The organism is Clostridium sp. 'White wine YQ' (assembly GCF_028728205.1).
GTDB lineage: Bacteria > Bacillota > Clostridia > Clostridiales > Clostridiaceae > Clostridium_T.
Map to the genome: position 1 here is coordinate 1,696,493 of NZ_JAQYUU010000001.1, position 14,801 is coordinate 1,711,293.

Below are 14,801 nucleotides of genomic sequence, written 5' to 3' on the forward strand. Positions count from 1 at the left end.
CCCCCTAATTACTTAATTATTTTAATTTCTAATATCTATTATACAACATATTATGGAAATATTGGATTTTAAAACAATTAAAAATAGAGCCCCCTAAAGAGCTCCATCTTTCTTTTCAAATTTATGAGAAAAGGCTAACTTTAACAGGATAGGTGTAATAATTGTAGTGAGTATTACCACAATTATAGTTGGCAAGAAGATTTCTTGCGATATAATACCCTTTTGAAGTCCTATATTGGCAGTAATTATAGCAACTTCACCTCTTGAAATCATACCTGCCCCAATTTGAATTGATTCACTTTTACTCATCTTAAGAAATCTTGCAGCAAAGCCGCAGCCTACCACTTTTCCTATTACAGCAATTACAAACATAACGATAGTAATTAGAATTACTTCTGTATTTAATCCCTTTAAACTTGTTTCAATCCCAACACTTGCAAAAAATATAAGTGATAAAAAGCCTGATGATATAGACTTTATACTTCTCTCTAAATACTCTTTATGGGTAAGTTGTGAAAACATAAGTCCACATATATATGCTCCTGTAATTGCCGCTATACCTAAGCTTTCAGCTATAAATGCTATTAAAATTGCAAATGCTATAGAAAGTGTAAGAAAATCTCTGCTAGATTTCATATAATCAGCAAGCTTATTAATATACTTAGGTAAATATACAACTCCAATTATAGAAATTGTACAAAACACAATTATTTTTATAAGTACATATAGAATAGGTAATATTCCTGAAACTCCAACACTTGAACTTGAAGTTTGTGCTACTGCGAGAACAATTGATATTAGTATAAGTCCTAAAACATCGTCAATTACTGCTGCTCCGAGAATATTTATTCCTGATCTAGTATTAAGCTTTCCAAGTTCTTTAAGAGTTTCAACTGAAATACTTACACTTGTTGCAGTTAAAATAACTCCTACAAATATGTTTTCCCAAAAGTTATCAAAGAACATATATGCACCTAAAGTTCCTAAAACAAGCGGAAGCATTATACCTGCTACTGCAATTATAAATGAAGAAAAGCCTGCTTTTTTAAACTCTTCAACATTAGTTTCTAAGCCTGCAAGAAACATAAGCATGATTACACCAAGGTTTGATAGTAATTTAATATTGTTATCATATTGTACAAAATTCAATACAACTGGTCCAAGTATAACACCTGCAATTAATGCCCCCAAAACCTCAGGCATTTTTAATTTTCTACTTATAATTCCACCAATCTTAGTAAATATAAGAATTAAAACAATATCCAATAATATCTTTTCCATAATATTCCTCCTTCGCGACAAAAAAAGTGGGATGTCCTATAAAGGACTTCCCACCCCGAAAGTCAATTCTCTTGAAATCAAATAAAAATTTGTTCAACCGATAATTCCATATTTCATTATTTTTATAATAGCAGATTTAAATTTATTTTTCAATTTAAATTTCAATTCTATATCATACTACAAATGTAAATACATAATGTGGAATAATACCATATAATGTATTATAATTTATATGTATTAAATTTTGTGGGGTATTTATATGTATTCATTTTTTAGTTTTGTGTTTCAAGCACTATTAGCAATTTCAATACCTTTAATTATAGGAATGCTTATATCTAGAATAGCAGGATTGATAAGATCAAAAATCTTTAGATTTACAGATATATTTAAATATATTTTAAAATCCATGAAAAAGCATAATCTTAAATCATAGTACTCTGGAAAGGTGAAGTGTATGTTAATTCAGAAATGTAAAAAATGTTCCAATAAATTTAAGTGGTCAACTATTATTAAAGCTATTTGGAGCTGGGGTGGATTTAAGCCGATTAAATGTGAAAACTGCAAAACTATACATTTAATAAAACCCATTGCTCGTATAATTATAATTGTACTTGCTCTTATTCCATTATTATTTGAGAACCATGTATTTGAAATATTCAAGGCATTCGGATTAAATGCTTATATATTCTGGGCTTATCCAGCTTGGATGATTTTATTAATCCTTTCATCACCTTTTTTCGTAAGATTTTATATTAAAGAATAGAGAGGTTTCTATGACAGGTAAAACTAGTATGATTAATAAAATTATAACCTCAATCGTCTTATTTTTTGGGACTTACTTTTTAATTAGATTTGTTTCTTTTCTAATTGCATCCGATTCTTCATCTACTGATGATTCATTTATAATCGCAGTACTAACAGGTGTATGCTTACTTGGTTCTATAATAGTTACCTGTACATACTTAATATTATCAAAACTAGATGAGATAAATAAAAAAGACCACTTTTAGCATTACACTAAAGTGGTCTTTTCTCTATTTATTACATCAATGTTTGCAGCTTCTCATAAATATCTGAATGCGTCTTTTTAATATTCATTATTCTAAGGTCTTTATTTACAAAAGCATGTACCGTACTTCCTTTAGAAATTTCCTTTTGATCCTTTTCTCTAATTACAGAATAATTAAATACCACTTTCACTGGCGATAAGTGACTTACCCAAGACTTTATTATTAATTCATCTTCATACTTAGCACCTTGAATATATTTACAGCTACTTTCAGCAAGCGGCATTAATATGCCCCTCTCCTCCATATCACTATAACTCATATTGCAGCCTTTTATATAATCAGTTCTACCTTGTTCAAACCAAATATAATAATTAGAATGATGTACTATTCCCATCTGATCAGTTTCTGCATATCTAACAACAATTTTTGTTTCGCTTACGTACACTTAAATCGCTCCTTATTTTAAAATTTATATGTACATATTATATAGCAATTGTAAAAAATAATAAAGGAACGTAATGCATGATGCGAAATTAGAAAATGAAATATAGGAGGATGATCAATCTATATTAATTTATACTTCTTAATATACATTAAGTTTATATAAGGAGTTGTTTTTATGAATAACATTGGTATTATTACATGTTTTAACGAAAGTAAGATTTGTTCAAGTTATGGATGCTTTAAGGCTTTTAATGACAGAAATGCTTCCTTTAAAGATTATGATTTAAATTCTGAAATAATATGTTTTATTCATTGCAATGGATGCTCTGAAAATTCACTAGAACAAATGTTACATAGAGCTAATCAAATGAAAAATAGAGGGGTAGATACTATACACATATCTACATGTATTAAAATAAATTGCAAAATGTATAATGATTTTATTAAACTATTATCTAAAGAATTTAATATTATTGGCTATACTCATGATTAAATCGTGGACAAGTTAAAACTATAAAAACGAGAGAAACTGTTTGAAAATAATAACATGGTAGCGCTTACTTATTTTATTGAGCTTTTTTCTGATTTTGCTTTTAATTACTCTTAAGCTATACTAGAATACAGAAAATAATAGCTATGGGAGACTACAATATGAGTAATAATTTTTTAGAAGCTTTGGGGTATATAGCCTCATTCATTGTTTTAATTTCTCTATTAATGAGCTCAATAATAAAATTAAGGTGGATTAACCTATTAGGATCTGCAATATTTTCTTTATATGGCTTTTTAATAGGTGCTTTCCCTGTAGGTTTTATGAACCTATGTATCTGCATAATTAATGTTTACTATCTTATAAAAATCTATGGTACAAAGGAATATTTTAAAATTCTTCCTATAGAGAATGACTCTAATTACCTTAAGAATTTTTTAGATTTTTATCACGAGGATATAAAAAATTATTCAGATAATCTAGAGTATGATTCAAAAAATACCCCTATTGGTTTTTATATCTTAAGGAACTTAGTACCTGCAGGAATTTTTATTGCATCCGAAAAAGAAAGCGGTACCCTAAAGATTGATCTTGATTTTGTTATACCTGAATATAGGGATTTTAAAATTGGAACTTTCATTTTTGAAAACAGTAAAGAGTATTTTTTAGATAAGGGATATAATAAATTCATCTGTTATTCATCCAATGCTTCTCATATTAAATATCTTAAGAAGATGAACTTTGCAGAAGCATCTGAAGATGGAGTTACATGTTTCGTTAAATCAATTAAATAGCTTATAAAATAAAGAAGACGTATTGCTCTCCACCCAGGATTGCAATACGTCATTTTTATTATTAAACTTGGAATTTTTCTATTAAGTTATCTAAAGTTTGAGCTAAGTTATAAAGCTCATCTGCTTGTGATTTTACATTTTGTATATCATTTAATTGGTTAGCAATACCTGCATTAACCTCTTCTGTTGCAGCTGCTGATTCTTCTGAAACAGCTGATATATTATGAATATTTGAAGTAAGTAGATCACTATTAGATAGCATTAATTCTATGTTTTTATTCATAGCTTCTATTTTTTCTACTATACTTTCAATTGATTTATTTAAACTTACAAAGTTTTGTTCAGTATAAGTAACTGCTGAGTTTTGATTTTCTACATCAGCTCTAATGTTATCCATATTTGCTGCTGCAACCTTAGTTGTTTCAATAACTCTAGTAATTATATTTCTTATGTTCTCTGCTGATGTACCAGATTGTTCTGCAAGCTGTCTAACTTCTTCTGCAACTACAGCAAAGCCTCTTCCAGACTCTCCAGCTCTTGCAGCTTCTATCGCTGCATTTAATGCTAAAAGATTAGTTTGTTCAGAAATATCTAGTATTGTACTAAGTATTTGGCCTACATCTTCAGTTTCTTTTACTAAAACTCCAATACTCTTTGCTGTTTCTGAAACACCGTTTATTGTACTTTCATTTTTAGTTTTAAGTTCTTTAAAGGCAGCCATTGTTTTTTCACTGCTTGTTTCTATCTCTTGACTTTCTTTATTCATCTTACTATTATATTCTTTTATAATAGTTAAGCTATTATTAAAATCAGTTGCAATTCCAGCAGCCTTGTCTACTTCTGTTGCCTGTTCTTGTACTCCACTTGCGATATCATCCATAACTCTAGCTATCTCTTCAGAAGATGTTGAAACTTCATCTGCTCGTTTAGTTAAAGTTTCTGAAACCTTTAATACATTATCAGCAGAGGTTTTTACAGATAAAACTAGGTTTTTAACACTATCAATCATGTTCGCGAATCTTCCACCTAGTTCTCCAAGCTCATCAGAACTTTTTATGTTAGTAATAACTGTTAAGTCACCTGCTTCACCTTTTTTCATTGCTTCTTTTAATTGATTAATTGGACTAGTTAAACTCTTAGATATTCTAACTCCAACCCAAAGTGCAGCTATTATAAATAATAAGAAAAGTCCCCCGGTTATTTTAATTGTAGAAAAAACTTTAGCGTATACTTCACTAGTATCTAGCATTCCAACAAGCTTCCAACCAGACTTATCATTACTTGTATAATAAATTAATTTATCTTTTCCAAGAATCTTTGTTTGATCAGCACCTGATTTACCTTCAATTACTGGTTTCATCCAAGATACTTCTGATTTATCCTTAAATGCATTTTCCATCTTTTGATCTTGTGTATCTGCATTAGTATTTACTCTATCAGGATTTAAGTTTTTCTGTAATATATCTTTATTCTTAGAGGCGATTACTACTCCCGTTTTATCCATAAGAAGTACTTCGCCTGTGTTTTCAATTTGAGTCTTATTAACTAGATCTGCGATATTAGTAATATCAATATCTATTCCAGCAACCCCTATTGCTTTTCCAGATTCATCTACTATTTTCTTTGTAGCAGTTACTACCATCTTTCCAGTTGCTACATCCTTATAAGCATCTTGCCAAAGTATCTTATCATTAGAGATTGTATCTTTATACCAAGACTTTACAGTAGGATTATACCCCTTTGGAAGCTCTGTCTCAGGAAATATGTACATGCTTTTATCTTCAGTTGCAATATAAGCATTTAATATCTTAGGATTACTTTTTATTATTCCATTAAGTTCTTTTTTTACTATAGCTCCATTAGGGTTAGCTAATGAATTTTTTGATATAGAATTTTCTGTTATCTGAGCTAATGATGCCTCATAACCATTATAAGACTCATCTACTACTTTATTTAATCCAGTTATAGACTTCTCTATAGAACTAGAATAAGAAGATTCAAGACTTTTTGTCAGCACGACATTAGAAATGATGCCGGTAGTACACATAGGTACTAAGATAACTAAGATAAATGTCAATATAAGTTTGTTCTTAATTGTTTTAATTTTCATATGTTCTCCCTCCAAGATTTAATATTTCGCCACTTATATTATCGTTACATTCTTGGAAATCTAGAGGAATATTTACTGTCAAGTGTAAGTTATGGCTGTAACTTACAGAAATCCTTAGCGTAAAGGTTCTTTTCTCTTCATAATAACCTTTAATGACTAAAAATCATTTCACATAATTCTAATTATTATTTGTCAAATATTCTCATAACACTTTTAAAAAGCCAATTCTTTTTTGTGTTTATTGGTTTTATATCTAGGTTTAATTTATTTATAGCGTCCATTTCTCCATTAGTTAATTCAAAATCAAACAAGCTAAAATCTTCTTTTATTCTTTCTGTAGTTTGTAGATCTAAAATCACAATAATCCCACGCTGCATATGCCATTTTAAAATCACCTCTGTAGCCGTCTTATTATATTTTTTCGAGATTAATTTTAGTATTGGATTTTCAAGTAATCTTTCACTTTCATCCCCTAATGGATTCAATGCTTCATGCAGGATCTTATGTTCAATTTGATAACTATATAATTCATTTTGAGGTAATTTAGGATGTGTTTCTATTTGATTTAACATTGGCGAAATCTTTGAGTTCTCTATTAATTCTTCTAATTCTTTCTTCTCAAAATTAGATACACCAATGACTTTAATTTTTCCTTCTGAATAAAACTCTTCTAAAACCTTCCATGCTTCAATATAATTAGTAGCCTCTGATTGCAATAAACACATATCTATATAGTCTAAATTTAAGTCTTTACATACTTTTCTAAATGCTTGCTTTACATCTTCATAACTATTATCCCAATTACAAATTCTTGAGGATATAAAGAATTCTTCTCGTGGTAAATTGCTTTTTTGAATGACTTCTCCAAAATTTATTTTACATGAGTAATCTTCTGGAATATCAAAGTGGCGATATCCAGCTATTATAGCTTTACAAACAACACTTTCAGTCTCTTCTTCCTCAGACATATTATATACACCAAAGCCCAGCTTAGGAACTTTAACTCCATTTACTGCTTTTGCTTCTTTATTTTCTAACTCATCCATCTTTATATCTCCTTAGATATTAACTTAGTTATTCTTTAAATTCATAATATCAATGTTTAAAAAGTAACACAATATGGATATTTAATAAAGTTAAAAAGCACTAACCCTTTATGGATTAATGCTTTTAAAACTTTTAACATGCTACGATTTCTTTAATCATAAATTCTCTGCCACATAGTATTTCCCAATCTCTACTTTCGCAATGGGGGCATTTGTTGTTATTCTCTAATAGATTAAAAACCTTATTACACTTTTTACACATAGCATTGCCTGGCAATACCTCAATTTTCAGTTTGGTATCCTGAAGCAAAGTCCCATCCACTGCAGCTGGAAAGCATGCTTCTATATACCTAGGAATCATTGAGGATAACTCACCAATTTGCAAAACTAAGGTTTCAATTTTTGTTATAGAATTTTTCTTGGCGAAGTTTTCTACTGTCTTTACAACTTCCATCATAACTCCGACTTCATGCAAAGGACTCACCTCTCATCCTAGACCTCTTGCTTTTTCTTTGGGATAATAGCTTTAAATGATTTTCTTACCTTTTTTGCTGCAATTCTTCCCTGACGCTTTAATACGTGTTTAATTACAGTAGATTTCATATCCTTAAATTCTACTCCAGCACTATTATATTTTCTTACTAATTTAACAGCATCGAACTTACATTTAATAGTACACATCCCACAACCTACGCATTGATATTGATCTACAACCGTAGCACCACAGCCTAGACAACGCTCAGTTTCTTTCTTCACCTGCTCTTCTGTAAATGTAGAACGTAAATCTTTAAAGGTTAATTTTGACTTACTTCCATCCACATGAACCGACCTTTGTCTTGGAAGTCTATCATAACCATCCTTATCTAAGTTCTCTCTATCAAAAGCACGGTATTCTCTCTCACGTCCTAACTCTAGATTATCTCCATGAAGATAACGATGAATAGAAGTTGCACCTTGCTTACCTAATGCAATAGCATCTATAGCAAACTTAGGTCCTGTCACTACATCTCCCCCAGCAAATATATCCCTCTCCTCAGTCTGAAAAGAAAGAGGATGAACCTTTAAGGTTTTATTTGGATTTAATACTACTTTAGTATTTTTTAATAGGCTTCCTAAATCAATTCCTTGTCCTACTGAAATCAAGACATTATTTGCTTTAACTACTTTAGTTATATTTTCATCAAACTTAGGATTAAACCTTCTATTTTCATCAAAAACAGAAATACATTTTTTAAATTCTACACCGATAACTTTGCCATCTTCATGAAGAATTGCTTTTGGACCCCAGGAATTATTGATATTAATTCCTTCAGCTAAGGCTTCATCAATTTCTTCTTCAAGAGCTGGCATTTCCTCTCTACTTTCTAAGCAAAACATTTCAATATTAGAAGCTCCAACTCTCTCAGCAGTTCTTGCCACATCAATAGCAACATTTCCTCCACCAATTATGATAGCTGCTCCTTCTAGTTTTGTATCTTCTCCTAGATTTACTTTTCTTAAGAAATCTACACCAGTTATAACACCTTCCGCTTCTTCCCCGACTAAGCCTAGGTTTCTACCAGCTTGAGCACCGATGGCTACATAAAATGCTTTATACCCGCTATTTCTAAGTTCCTGAAGTGTAATATCTTTTCCCACTTCAACCCCAGTTTTAAATTCTACCCCGAGTTCTTTTAAAACTTCTATCTCTGAATTTACTATTTCCTTTTCTAATCTAAAGGCTGGAATCCCAAGTGTTAACATACCTCCAAGTACTTTTTGCTTTTCAAAAACCGTAATCTTATACCCTTCAACTGCTAAGAAATACGCACATGCTAGTCCAGCTGGTCCCCCACCAATAATAGCTATTTTTTCTGCTCTGTCCCCTCTTTTTTCAGGTACATAGCGATATTCACCCTTTAAGTCTTGATCTGCTATAAATTTCTTAATTTCATCAATAGCAAGTGGTTCATCCAAGCCTGATCTTGTACATGCAGACTCGCATTTTCTTGGACATATACGACCACAAACTGCTGGGAATGGATTTTCCTTCTTAATAAGTTCTAATGCTTCTCTATATCTTCCTTGAGACGCCATTTTAATATATCCTTGTACAGCTATATGTGCCGGACACTCTGATTTACAAGGACTTGTGCCTCTGTCCCCAACAACTTTTCTATGACGATAATCTAAATCCCATTTATCCTTTCCCCAAGGAGTATCATATGGAGTGTCTTTTTCTTCAGGTTCTACAGGTTTTTCTTTAGTACATACGCTTAACCCTAAAGTTAAGGCATTTGATGGACAATTTTCAACACATTCTCCGCAAGCAACACACTTATCTTGATCTATTTGGGAAACATAATTTGACCTTGACCAATCAGGATTTTTATATAGATTTGCATTTCTTAAACCAAAACAAGAACATCCGCAGCAATTACATATAGCAAGAGCATTTCCAGGGCCTGATAAATTAGGTATTTGGTGCATTAAACCCTCTTTTTCAGCCTTCTCACAAATAGCTATTGCCTCTTCCCTTGTAATACTTCTACCTTTTCCTGTACGAATATAGTATTCAGCAGCTGGACCGAGACGGATGCATATATCCTCAACTGTATGACCGCACCCTTCTCCTTTTACTCTCATGGATACACGGCAAGCACAATCGGTAACAGCAAAAACCTCATTATTATTAAGTAGATATGAGATTTCCTCATAAGAAGCTCTTCTGGTATCTCCGTCTATAGCGCTTTCTATTGGAATAACTCTCATTACTCCTAAGCCAATGGGAATATTTCCTGCCATTATGATACCTAATTTTCTTGTATACTCTTCAAAACATTCTGCTATAACTGGATACTTCTCCACGTTCTCCTTATTGTCAATCATGTATTCCATAACACCAGGTACAAATAGCTCAAGACAGTATTTATCTACTCCATCTTCCTCATCTAGTTTAATTGAGCCATCCACTGCCATTTTATATAAGATCTTTTCTACTTCATCCTCAGGCTTTTTGCAGAGCTTCGCAACTTCCTGTACGGTCATAGGTTTACGAATTTCTAAATGAAGTGCTACTTCTGCCTCTTCATCTGAGGTAACAGGCTCTAAAATTCTATATTCCGGATCCGTTGGCTTTACCTTTATTATCCCGCCAGTAATCCCAGCTGCAATTTTATTTGCCAGTTGAAGTACTTTTTGCTTGACCATATTTATTTCCTCCCAACCAAAATATCATTAAGATGCTATTTTACGTTCCAATTTGTAACTTCAGTACGTATCCAATCTACCCACTCATTAATACCTTCTCCTGTTTTTGCAGAGATTGGAATAACCTTAATGTTAGGATTTAACTTCTTTACACGTTCTTTTACTGCCTCTATATCAAAATTGAAATAATCTATTGCATCAATCTTATTTATTAATAAAACATCAACAATGGAGAACATTAAAGGATATTTTAAAGGCTTGTCATCTCCCTCTGGTACACTTAAAATCATTGCATTTTTTGATGCACCAGTATCAAATTCTGCTGGACATACCAAATTCCCCACATTTTCTAAAATTGCTAGTTCTATATCCTCTGTCCCTAGCCCTAATAGTCCTTGCTTTGTCATGTCAGCATCAAGATGGCACATTCCACCAGTGTGGAGTTGTATTACTTTTGCTCCAGTCTTAGAAACAGTATTGGCATCAACATCTGAGTCAATGTCAGCTTCTAAGATACCAATTTTCATTTCATCTTTTAATGCCTCAATTGTTCTTAAAACAGTTGTGGTTTTACCTGAACCCGGTGACGACATCAAATTAAGTAAAAATGTTTTGTCATTTTTAAGTTCTTCCCTTAGCAAGTCTGCTTGCCTATCGTTGTCTTCGAAAACACTTTGCTTGATCTCAATAACTTTATATTCATCCATATAGGTTCCCCTTCCCCGTATCATCGTTAGATTACATTATATCGCTTTAATACTTCTTCAATGACTGTTCCTGAAATCTTCTTTAATACTCTTTTCTTAACAAAGCTTAGTGGGAATGGTAATTTCATATCGATAGGCTTTTTACCATCCATCATCTTAACTGTAGAATCCAGTAAAACTCTAATATCATAAACAGAACCAAATACTTCAGGTACTCCACGATCTATGTCTAGTAGTGTATAAACTGCTTCCATAGCTGTTCTAACTGAGTACTCTGTTGTAAATACTGTATCCCTAACTGTATCTGAAAACTGACCTAGGAATGCAAAGTTTTCACATCCAGTAGGTACAACCTTAGGTCTGTCCCCTTCTCTTCTTGGCATAAAGAATGCAGTAATATATGGCATCATACAAGGTATGCAGTTAGCAGATTTTGTAGCTAGTTCATGAATCTCTGATTCTGGAACTCCCATATGATAAAGCCATTCTTCTGTAATTTCTATACCTGTACACTCTTTCATTGGCTTCTTGATATAATTTCCTGGAACTTCTGAGAATAAACCATATACCCAAACTACAAGCTGGTCTTTTGGTTGATCTTTAAAGTGAGGCTGTCTATTCAATGTATAGCTTAAAAGCCAATTTGAGTCTTTTACTGTTATAATTCCACCAGTTACAACTTTTCCGCTAAATGGATCACGTTTGCAAATCTTCTCTATATATGGAGGGATTCTATCATCTAGAGTTGTAATTGTAGCAGATTCCCAATAAGTTTCTTTAGTATTGGTGCAGAACTTATCTGGTCTACCAAAGGATGGATCTTGCTTTGCGATGTTTCTCCAAAGCTCCCAGCATCCACCTGTAGAATCGTTAAACACCGGTGCATGATCTTGGTCACCAAGAGTAGAATTTTCTGTACAGCTTCCATTGGTAACAAAGACTAAATCATTTTTAGTAAGCTCAATGTTTTCTTCTTTTCCTTCATGCTTACAAACAATCTTTTTAGCAAGTTTTTTACCATTTTGAATATCAAAAACAACATTTGTTACCATAGTATTATATTGAAACTTAACCCCATGGGATTCAAGGTATTTCACCATAGGAAGAATTAATGATTCATATTGATTATACTTTGTAAATTTCAAGGCAGATAAATCTGGTAACCCTTCAATGTGATGGATAAATCTCTGAAGGTATAACTTCATTTCCAGTGCACTATGCCAATCTCTAAATGCGAACATAGTTCTCCAATAAAGCCAAAAGTTAGAATTAATTAATTCATCTGAGAACACATCACAAATTCTCTTATCATATAAATCTTCATCACGAGTCATAAATAGTTTTACTAGCTCCATTGAAGCTTTATCACTAAGTCCAAATTTTCCATCTGTATGAGCATCTTCACCTCTATTTATAGTTGCTCTCATTAGTGAATAGTTTGGATCTTTTTTATTTAGCCAATAAAACTCATCTAAGACTGAAACACCTTCAGTCTCGATAGAAGGAATAGAACGGAACAAATCCCACAAACATTCAAAGTGATTTTCCATTTCACGCCCACCGCGGATAATAAATCCCTTTTGTATGTCATTAATGCCATCGCAAGCTCCGCCAGGGAGATTAAGTTCTTCCAAAATATGAATATTCTCACCCTTCATTTGTCCATCACGTACTAAAAAGCATGCAGCTGCTAATGATGCTAAACCTGCTCCAACTAAATATGCTGATTTTTTATCCACATCTGCTGGTTTTAAAGGTCTCGCAAACGCTTCATAATTTCCATTACTATAATACATTTAAAGTACCTCCATCTTTTAACTTTATAACCAAATTGTAGTGAATTATTTCACACATAACAATAGACAAAATGCTCAATCTGTCTAAATTAAAAGTTTAAATTCCATAAACTTAAAATACTCATTTAACTTTAAAGATGTCTATTCTGCAAGTGCTCCAATTTCCCTATGTTCTTTCAAATCAGTATAAAGTTCTCCAAGATAAGGATTTCTTTTTGTCTTAGCTACTTTATAAATCATATAAAGGAATACTAGTATATTGGCAGCTAATGCAGCAAAACTAAATGCAAAAAGTGGTGTTTCATTATAGGATGATGAAACAGCAAAAGCGCCTTTATCTATAAATGCTGGGAATGTCTGTGCAAACATACACCATATTGCTAGAGTTTGTGCACGATGCTGAAGCCATGCTCCTTTTCCCACAGTAAATGCACAAAGAGTTGGAGCTAGTAATAGCGCAAAGCCGCAATACCAAGCATGACCTGGTAAACAATTATAAGTATAAGCAAAATTCCATAAATCATATGCTATTATCCAAAACCACAACATATCTGGCCATAGCATATCCTTACTTCCATCTTTAGCTGTCTGTTTCTTTATACAGATTCCAAGCCATCCAGTTATGGTTATAATGTTTAAAATACCTGCTATACCATTCATGAAATTCCAAGGACCACCAAGCACGTACATTGCTTCATCTTTTAATATTCCTCCGCCGGCATAATTAAGTCCAACTTCGAAATCACGGAAGACTGCCTCCATAATGTTTATGGCTAAGATAAGTGGCGGAAAACATAAAGCCCATTTCTTATCAGCTAATCTCCATACCCTGCCAGTACGTTTATTTGTCCATTTTACATGCCTAATACACCAGAAACCTATACATCCTGCTGTAGACGAATACACCTTAGCTAAATGGAACCAGTCAGTATAAGTGGTGTCTTTTAATACTGTAAACCATAATATTGAAAGAGTTAGTGGTAAAATAACAAAACAGAAAAAGCCAACATATTTCCATCTTCGAGCTACTTCATTAAATCCAAATAGTGCTACAAAGACAATTACCCAAACACCCCATACACTGAGTGCTGATGCTCCGTCGGCGTAGTTAAAAACAAACATAGTATAACCTCCTTAATATAAACAATTAATATTTTAAGCTGGTTGTCCCATTAACTTTATTTTACATTTTTTCACAAACAAGGTTCAATAGACAAATAAAAGAAAGTGTCCAATTTTGAACACTTTCCAAATTTATAGAATATTATTTTATTTCTTCTTTTACAAAAGTACCAACTGAGCGTGGAATACTTCCTGTTATCATAATCAAAAGCTTTTTAAGGATAATTTCCGGTTCTTCTTCCATCCCCTCGTTTACCCAGTCTGTCATTAATCCATTAAACACATGTCTATAAAAATTAACTATAAAAATTCGATCTTTATCATTTAACTTTACGCCCATCTTTTCAACACATTCTTCAACCACATCATCTAATAATCTGTTAGATAGACTTATAAAGAAGGTATTGGCTTCAGTCAAATAAGAAGAATTATATACATGAAGAATCATTTTTGAATTTTTTTTAAGATAATTCATTGTAGCTAGGAATCCACCGCTCCAGGTCTCAAAGGTTCTGTTTTGTGCAATGTCTATTGATAACTCCTTAAAAAATATGTATTTAAAAATATCCATGATATCAGTAAAGTGATTATAAAAGGTCTGCCTGTTTACATTACAATGTTCACAAATTTCCTTTACCGTGATCTTATCTATAGATTTCTTATTTAATAATTCCTTAAATGACTCAATTATCGCATCTTTAGCCTTCTGTTTCATAACTTCTCCTTTAATCCAAAAGTATTAATTTATTAATAAAAATTTGAACCTCACGGTGCCATCCACATAAGAAGTCAAGCCTAGAAAACGTTATCTG

Annotated in this window: 15 protein-coding genes and 1 other annotated feature; of the genes, 5 read left to right on the forward strand and 10 right to left on the reverse strand. The window is 32.1% G+C overall.

Translation table 11 applies throughout. From position 1 onward, the window contains the following. Positions 1-93: 93 nt before the first annotated feature. Positions 94-1,281, reverse strand: coding sequence for a cation:proton antiporter (locus PTZ02_RS08550; protein WP_274227368.1), 1,188 nt, complete (start codon positions 1,279-1,281; stop codon positions 94-96). Positions 1,282-1,325: 44 nt separating this feature from the next. Next, positions 1,326-1,380, reverse strand: a sequence feature (sodium ion sensor (DUF1646 type); this cis-regulatory element may regulate processes involved in with the transportation of sodium ions). A 160-nt stretch (positions 1,381-1,540) separates the two neighbouring features. On the opposite strand from PTZ02_RS08550, the gene PTZ02_RS08555 reads away from it, so the two are divergent. The 3 genes from PTZ02_RS08555 to PTZ02_RS08565 are packed head-to-tail and all read left to right on the forward strand — an operon-like array spanning position 1,541 to position 2,291. Continuing rightward, positions 1,541-1,714 (forward strand): hypothetical protein, encoded by a 174-nt coding sequence (locus PTZ02_RS08555; protein ID WP_274227369.1) that lies wholly within the window; start codon positions 1,541-1,543, stop codon positions 1,712-1,714. Between the two features lie 21 nt (positions 1,715-1,735). After that, on the forward strand, positions 1,736-2,044 hold the full coding sequence (locus PTZ02_RS08560) for a TIGR04104 family putative zinc finger protein (protein ID WP_274227370.1): 309 nt from the start codon (positions 1,736-1,738) through the stop codon (positions 2,042-2,044). Between the two features lie 10 nt (positions 2,045-2,054). Then, complete coding sequence (locus tag PTZ02_RS08565; RefSeq protein ID WP_274227371.1) at positions 2,055-2,291, forward strand: hypothetical protein; 237 nt, start codon at positions 2,055-2,057, stop codon at positions 2,289-2,291. Between the two features lie 31 nt (positions 2,292-2,322). Here PTZ02_RS08565 and PTZ02_RS08570 read toward each other — a convergent pair whose 3' ends face one another. Continuing rightward, positions 2,323-2,736, reverse strand: coding sequence for an acyl-CoA thioesterase (locus PTZ02_RS08570; RefSeq protein WP_274227372.1), 414 nt, complete (start codon positions 2,734-2,736; stop codon positions 2,323-2,325). Positions 2,737-2,910: 174 nt separating this feature from the next. On the opposite strand from PTZ02_RS08570, the gene PTZ02_RS08575 reads away from it, so the two are divergent. Further along, positions 2,911-3,228, forward strand: coding sequence for a CGGC domain-containing protein (locus tag PTZ02_RS08575; RefSeq protein ID WP_274227373.1), 318 nt, complete (start codon positions 2,911-2,913; stop codon positions 3,226-3,228). Between the two features lie 158 nt (positions 3,229-3,386). Beyond that, positions 3,387-4,019 carry a hypothetical protein gene (locus PTZ02_RS08580; RefSeq protein WP_274227374.1) on the forward strand — a complete coding sequence of 211 codons (633 nt, stop codon included), beginning with the start codon at positions 3,387-3,389 and terminating at the stop codon, positions 4,017-4,019. 61 nt (positions 4,020-4,080) lie between these two features. On the opposite strand, the gene PTZ02_RS08585 is transcribed toward PTZ02_RS08580, so the two are convergent. The 8 genes from PTZ02_RS08585 to PTZ02_RS08620 all read right to left on the reverse strand — a co-directional run bounded on the left by PTZ02_RS08585 (position 4,081) and on the right by PTZ02_RS08620 (position 14,704). Continuing rightward, positions 4,081-6,129, reverse strand: coding sequence for a methyl-accepting chemotaxis protein (locus tag PTZ02_RS08585; RefSeq protein ID WP_274227375.1), 2,049 nt, complete (start codon positions 6,127-6,129; stop codon positions 4,081-4,083). A gap of 185 nt (positions 6,130-6,314) precedes the next feature. After that, positions 6,315-7,175 carry an aldo/keto reductase family protein gene (locus PTZ02_RS08590; protein ID WP_274227376.1) on the reverse strand — a complete coding sequence of 287 codons (861 nt, stop codon included), beginning with the start codon at positions 7,173-7,175 and terminating at the stop codon, positions 6,315-6,317. A 133-nt stretch (positions 7,176-7,308) separates the two neighbouring features. Further along, entirely contained in the window at positions 7,309-7,650 is a 342-nt protein-coding gene (locus PTZ02_RS08595; protein WP_274227377.1) for a hydrogenase maturation nickel metallochaperone HypA/HybF, read from the reverse strand. Positions 7,651-7,667: 17 nt separating this feature from the next. Continuing rightward, positions 7,668-10,364: an FAD-dependent oxidoreductase gene (locus tag PTZ02_RS08600; protein WP_274227378.1), complete on the reverse strand. Its 2,697-nt coding sequence runs from the start codon at positions 10,362-10,364 to the stop codon at positions 7,668-7,670. Positions 10,365-10,399: 35 nt separating this feature from the next. Continuing rightward, positions 10,400-11,071, reverse strand: coding sequence for a hydrogenase nickel incorporation protein HypB (hypB, locus tag PTZ02_RS08605; protein WP_274227379.1), 672 nt, complete (start codon positions 11,069-11,071; stop codon positions 10,400-10,402). Positions 11,072-11,097: 26 nt separating this feature from the next. Then, positions 11,098-12,867 carry an oleate hydratase gene (locus PTZ02_RS08610; RefSeq protein WP_274227380.1) on the reverse strand — a complete coding sequence of 590 codons (1,770 nt, stop codon included), beginning with the start codon at positions 12,865-12,867 and terminating at the stop codon, positions 11,098-11,100. Positions 12,868-13,008: 141 nt separating this feature from the next. Then, the gene (locus PTZ02_RS08615) at positions 13,009-13,989 is read right to left on the reverse strand and encodes a DUF5692 family protein (protein ID WP_274227381.1); all 981 of its coding nucleotides are present in this window, start codon (positions 13,987-13,989) and stop codon (positions 13,009-13,011) included. 142 nt (positions 13,990-14,131) lie between these two features. After that, complete coding sequence (locus PTZ02_RS08620) at positions 14,132-14,704, reverse strand: TetR/AcrR family transcriptional regulator C-terminal domain-containing protein (protein WP_274227382.1); 573 nt, start codon at positions 14,702-14,704, stop codon at positions 14,132-14,134. Positions 14,705-14,801: the final 97 nt, after the last annotated feature.

What these genes read in the sequence shown, in the direction of transcription:
- hypB (WP_274227379.1), bottom strand. Translation starts at nt 11,071, where the DNA reads ATGGATGAATATAAAGTTATTGAGATCAAGCAAAGTGTTTTCGAAGAC.
- PTZ02_RS08555 (WP_274227369.1), top strand. Translation starts at nt 1,541, where the DNA reads ATGTATTCATTTTTTAGTTTTGTGTTTCAAGCACTATTAGCAATTTCA.
- PTZ02_RS08575 (WP_274227373.1), top strand. Translation starts at nt 2,911, where the DNA reads ATGAATAACATTGGTATTATTACATGTTTTAACGAAAGTAAGATTTGT.
- PTZ02_RS08600 (WP_274227378.1), bottom strand. Translation starts at nt 10,364, where the DNA reads ATGGTCAAGCAAAAAGTACTTCAACTGGCAAATAAAATTGCAGCTGGG.
- PTZ02_RS08610 (WP_274227380.1), bottom strand. Translation starts at nt 12,867, where the DNA reads ATGTATTATAGTAATGGAAATTATGAAGCGTTTGCGAGACCTTTAAAA.
- PTZ02_RS08560 (WP_274227370.1), top strand. Translation starts at nt 1,736, where the DNA reads ATGTTAATTCAGAAATGTAAAAAATGTTCCAATAAATTTAAGTGGTCA.
- PTZ02_RS08615 (WP_274227381.1), bottom strand. Translation starts at nt 13,989, where the DNA reads ATGTTTGTTTTTAACTACGCCGACGGAGCATCAGCACTCAGTGTATGG.
- PTZ02_RS08620 (WP_274227382.1), bottom strand. Translation starts at nt 14,704, where the DNA reads ATGAAACAGAAGGCTAAAGATGCGATAATTGAGTCATTTAAGGAATTA.
- PTZ02_RS08580 (WP_274227374.1), top strand. Translation starts at nt 3,387, where the DNA reads ATGAGTAATAATTTTTTAGAAGCTTTGGGGTATATAGCCTCATTCATT.
- PTZ02_RS08565 (WP_274227371.1), top strand. Translation starts at nt 2,055, where the DNA reads ATGACAGGTAAAACTAGTATGATTAATAAAATTATAACCTCAATCGTC.
- PTZ02_RS08550 (WP_274227368.1), bottom strand. Translation starts at nt 1,281, where the DNA reads ATGGAAAAGATATTATTGGATATTGTTTTAATTCTTATATTTACTAAG.
- PTZ02_RS08585 (WP_274227375.1), bottom strand. Translation starts at nt 6,129, where the DNA reads ATGAAAATTAAAACAATTAAGAACAAACTTATATTGACATTTATCTTA.
- PTZ02_RS08590 (WP_274227376.1), bottom strand. Translation starts at nt 7,175, where the DNA reads ATGGATGAGTTAGAAAATAAAGAAGCAAAAGCAGTAAATGGAGTTAAA.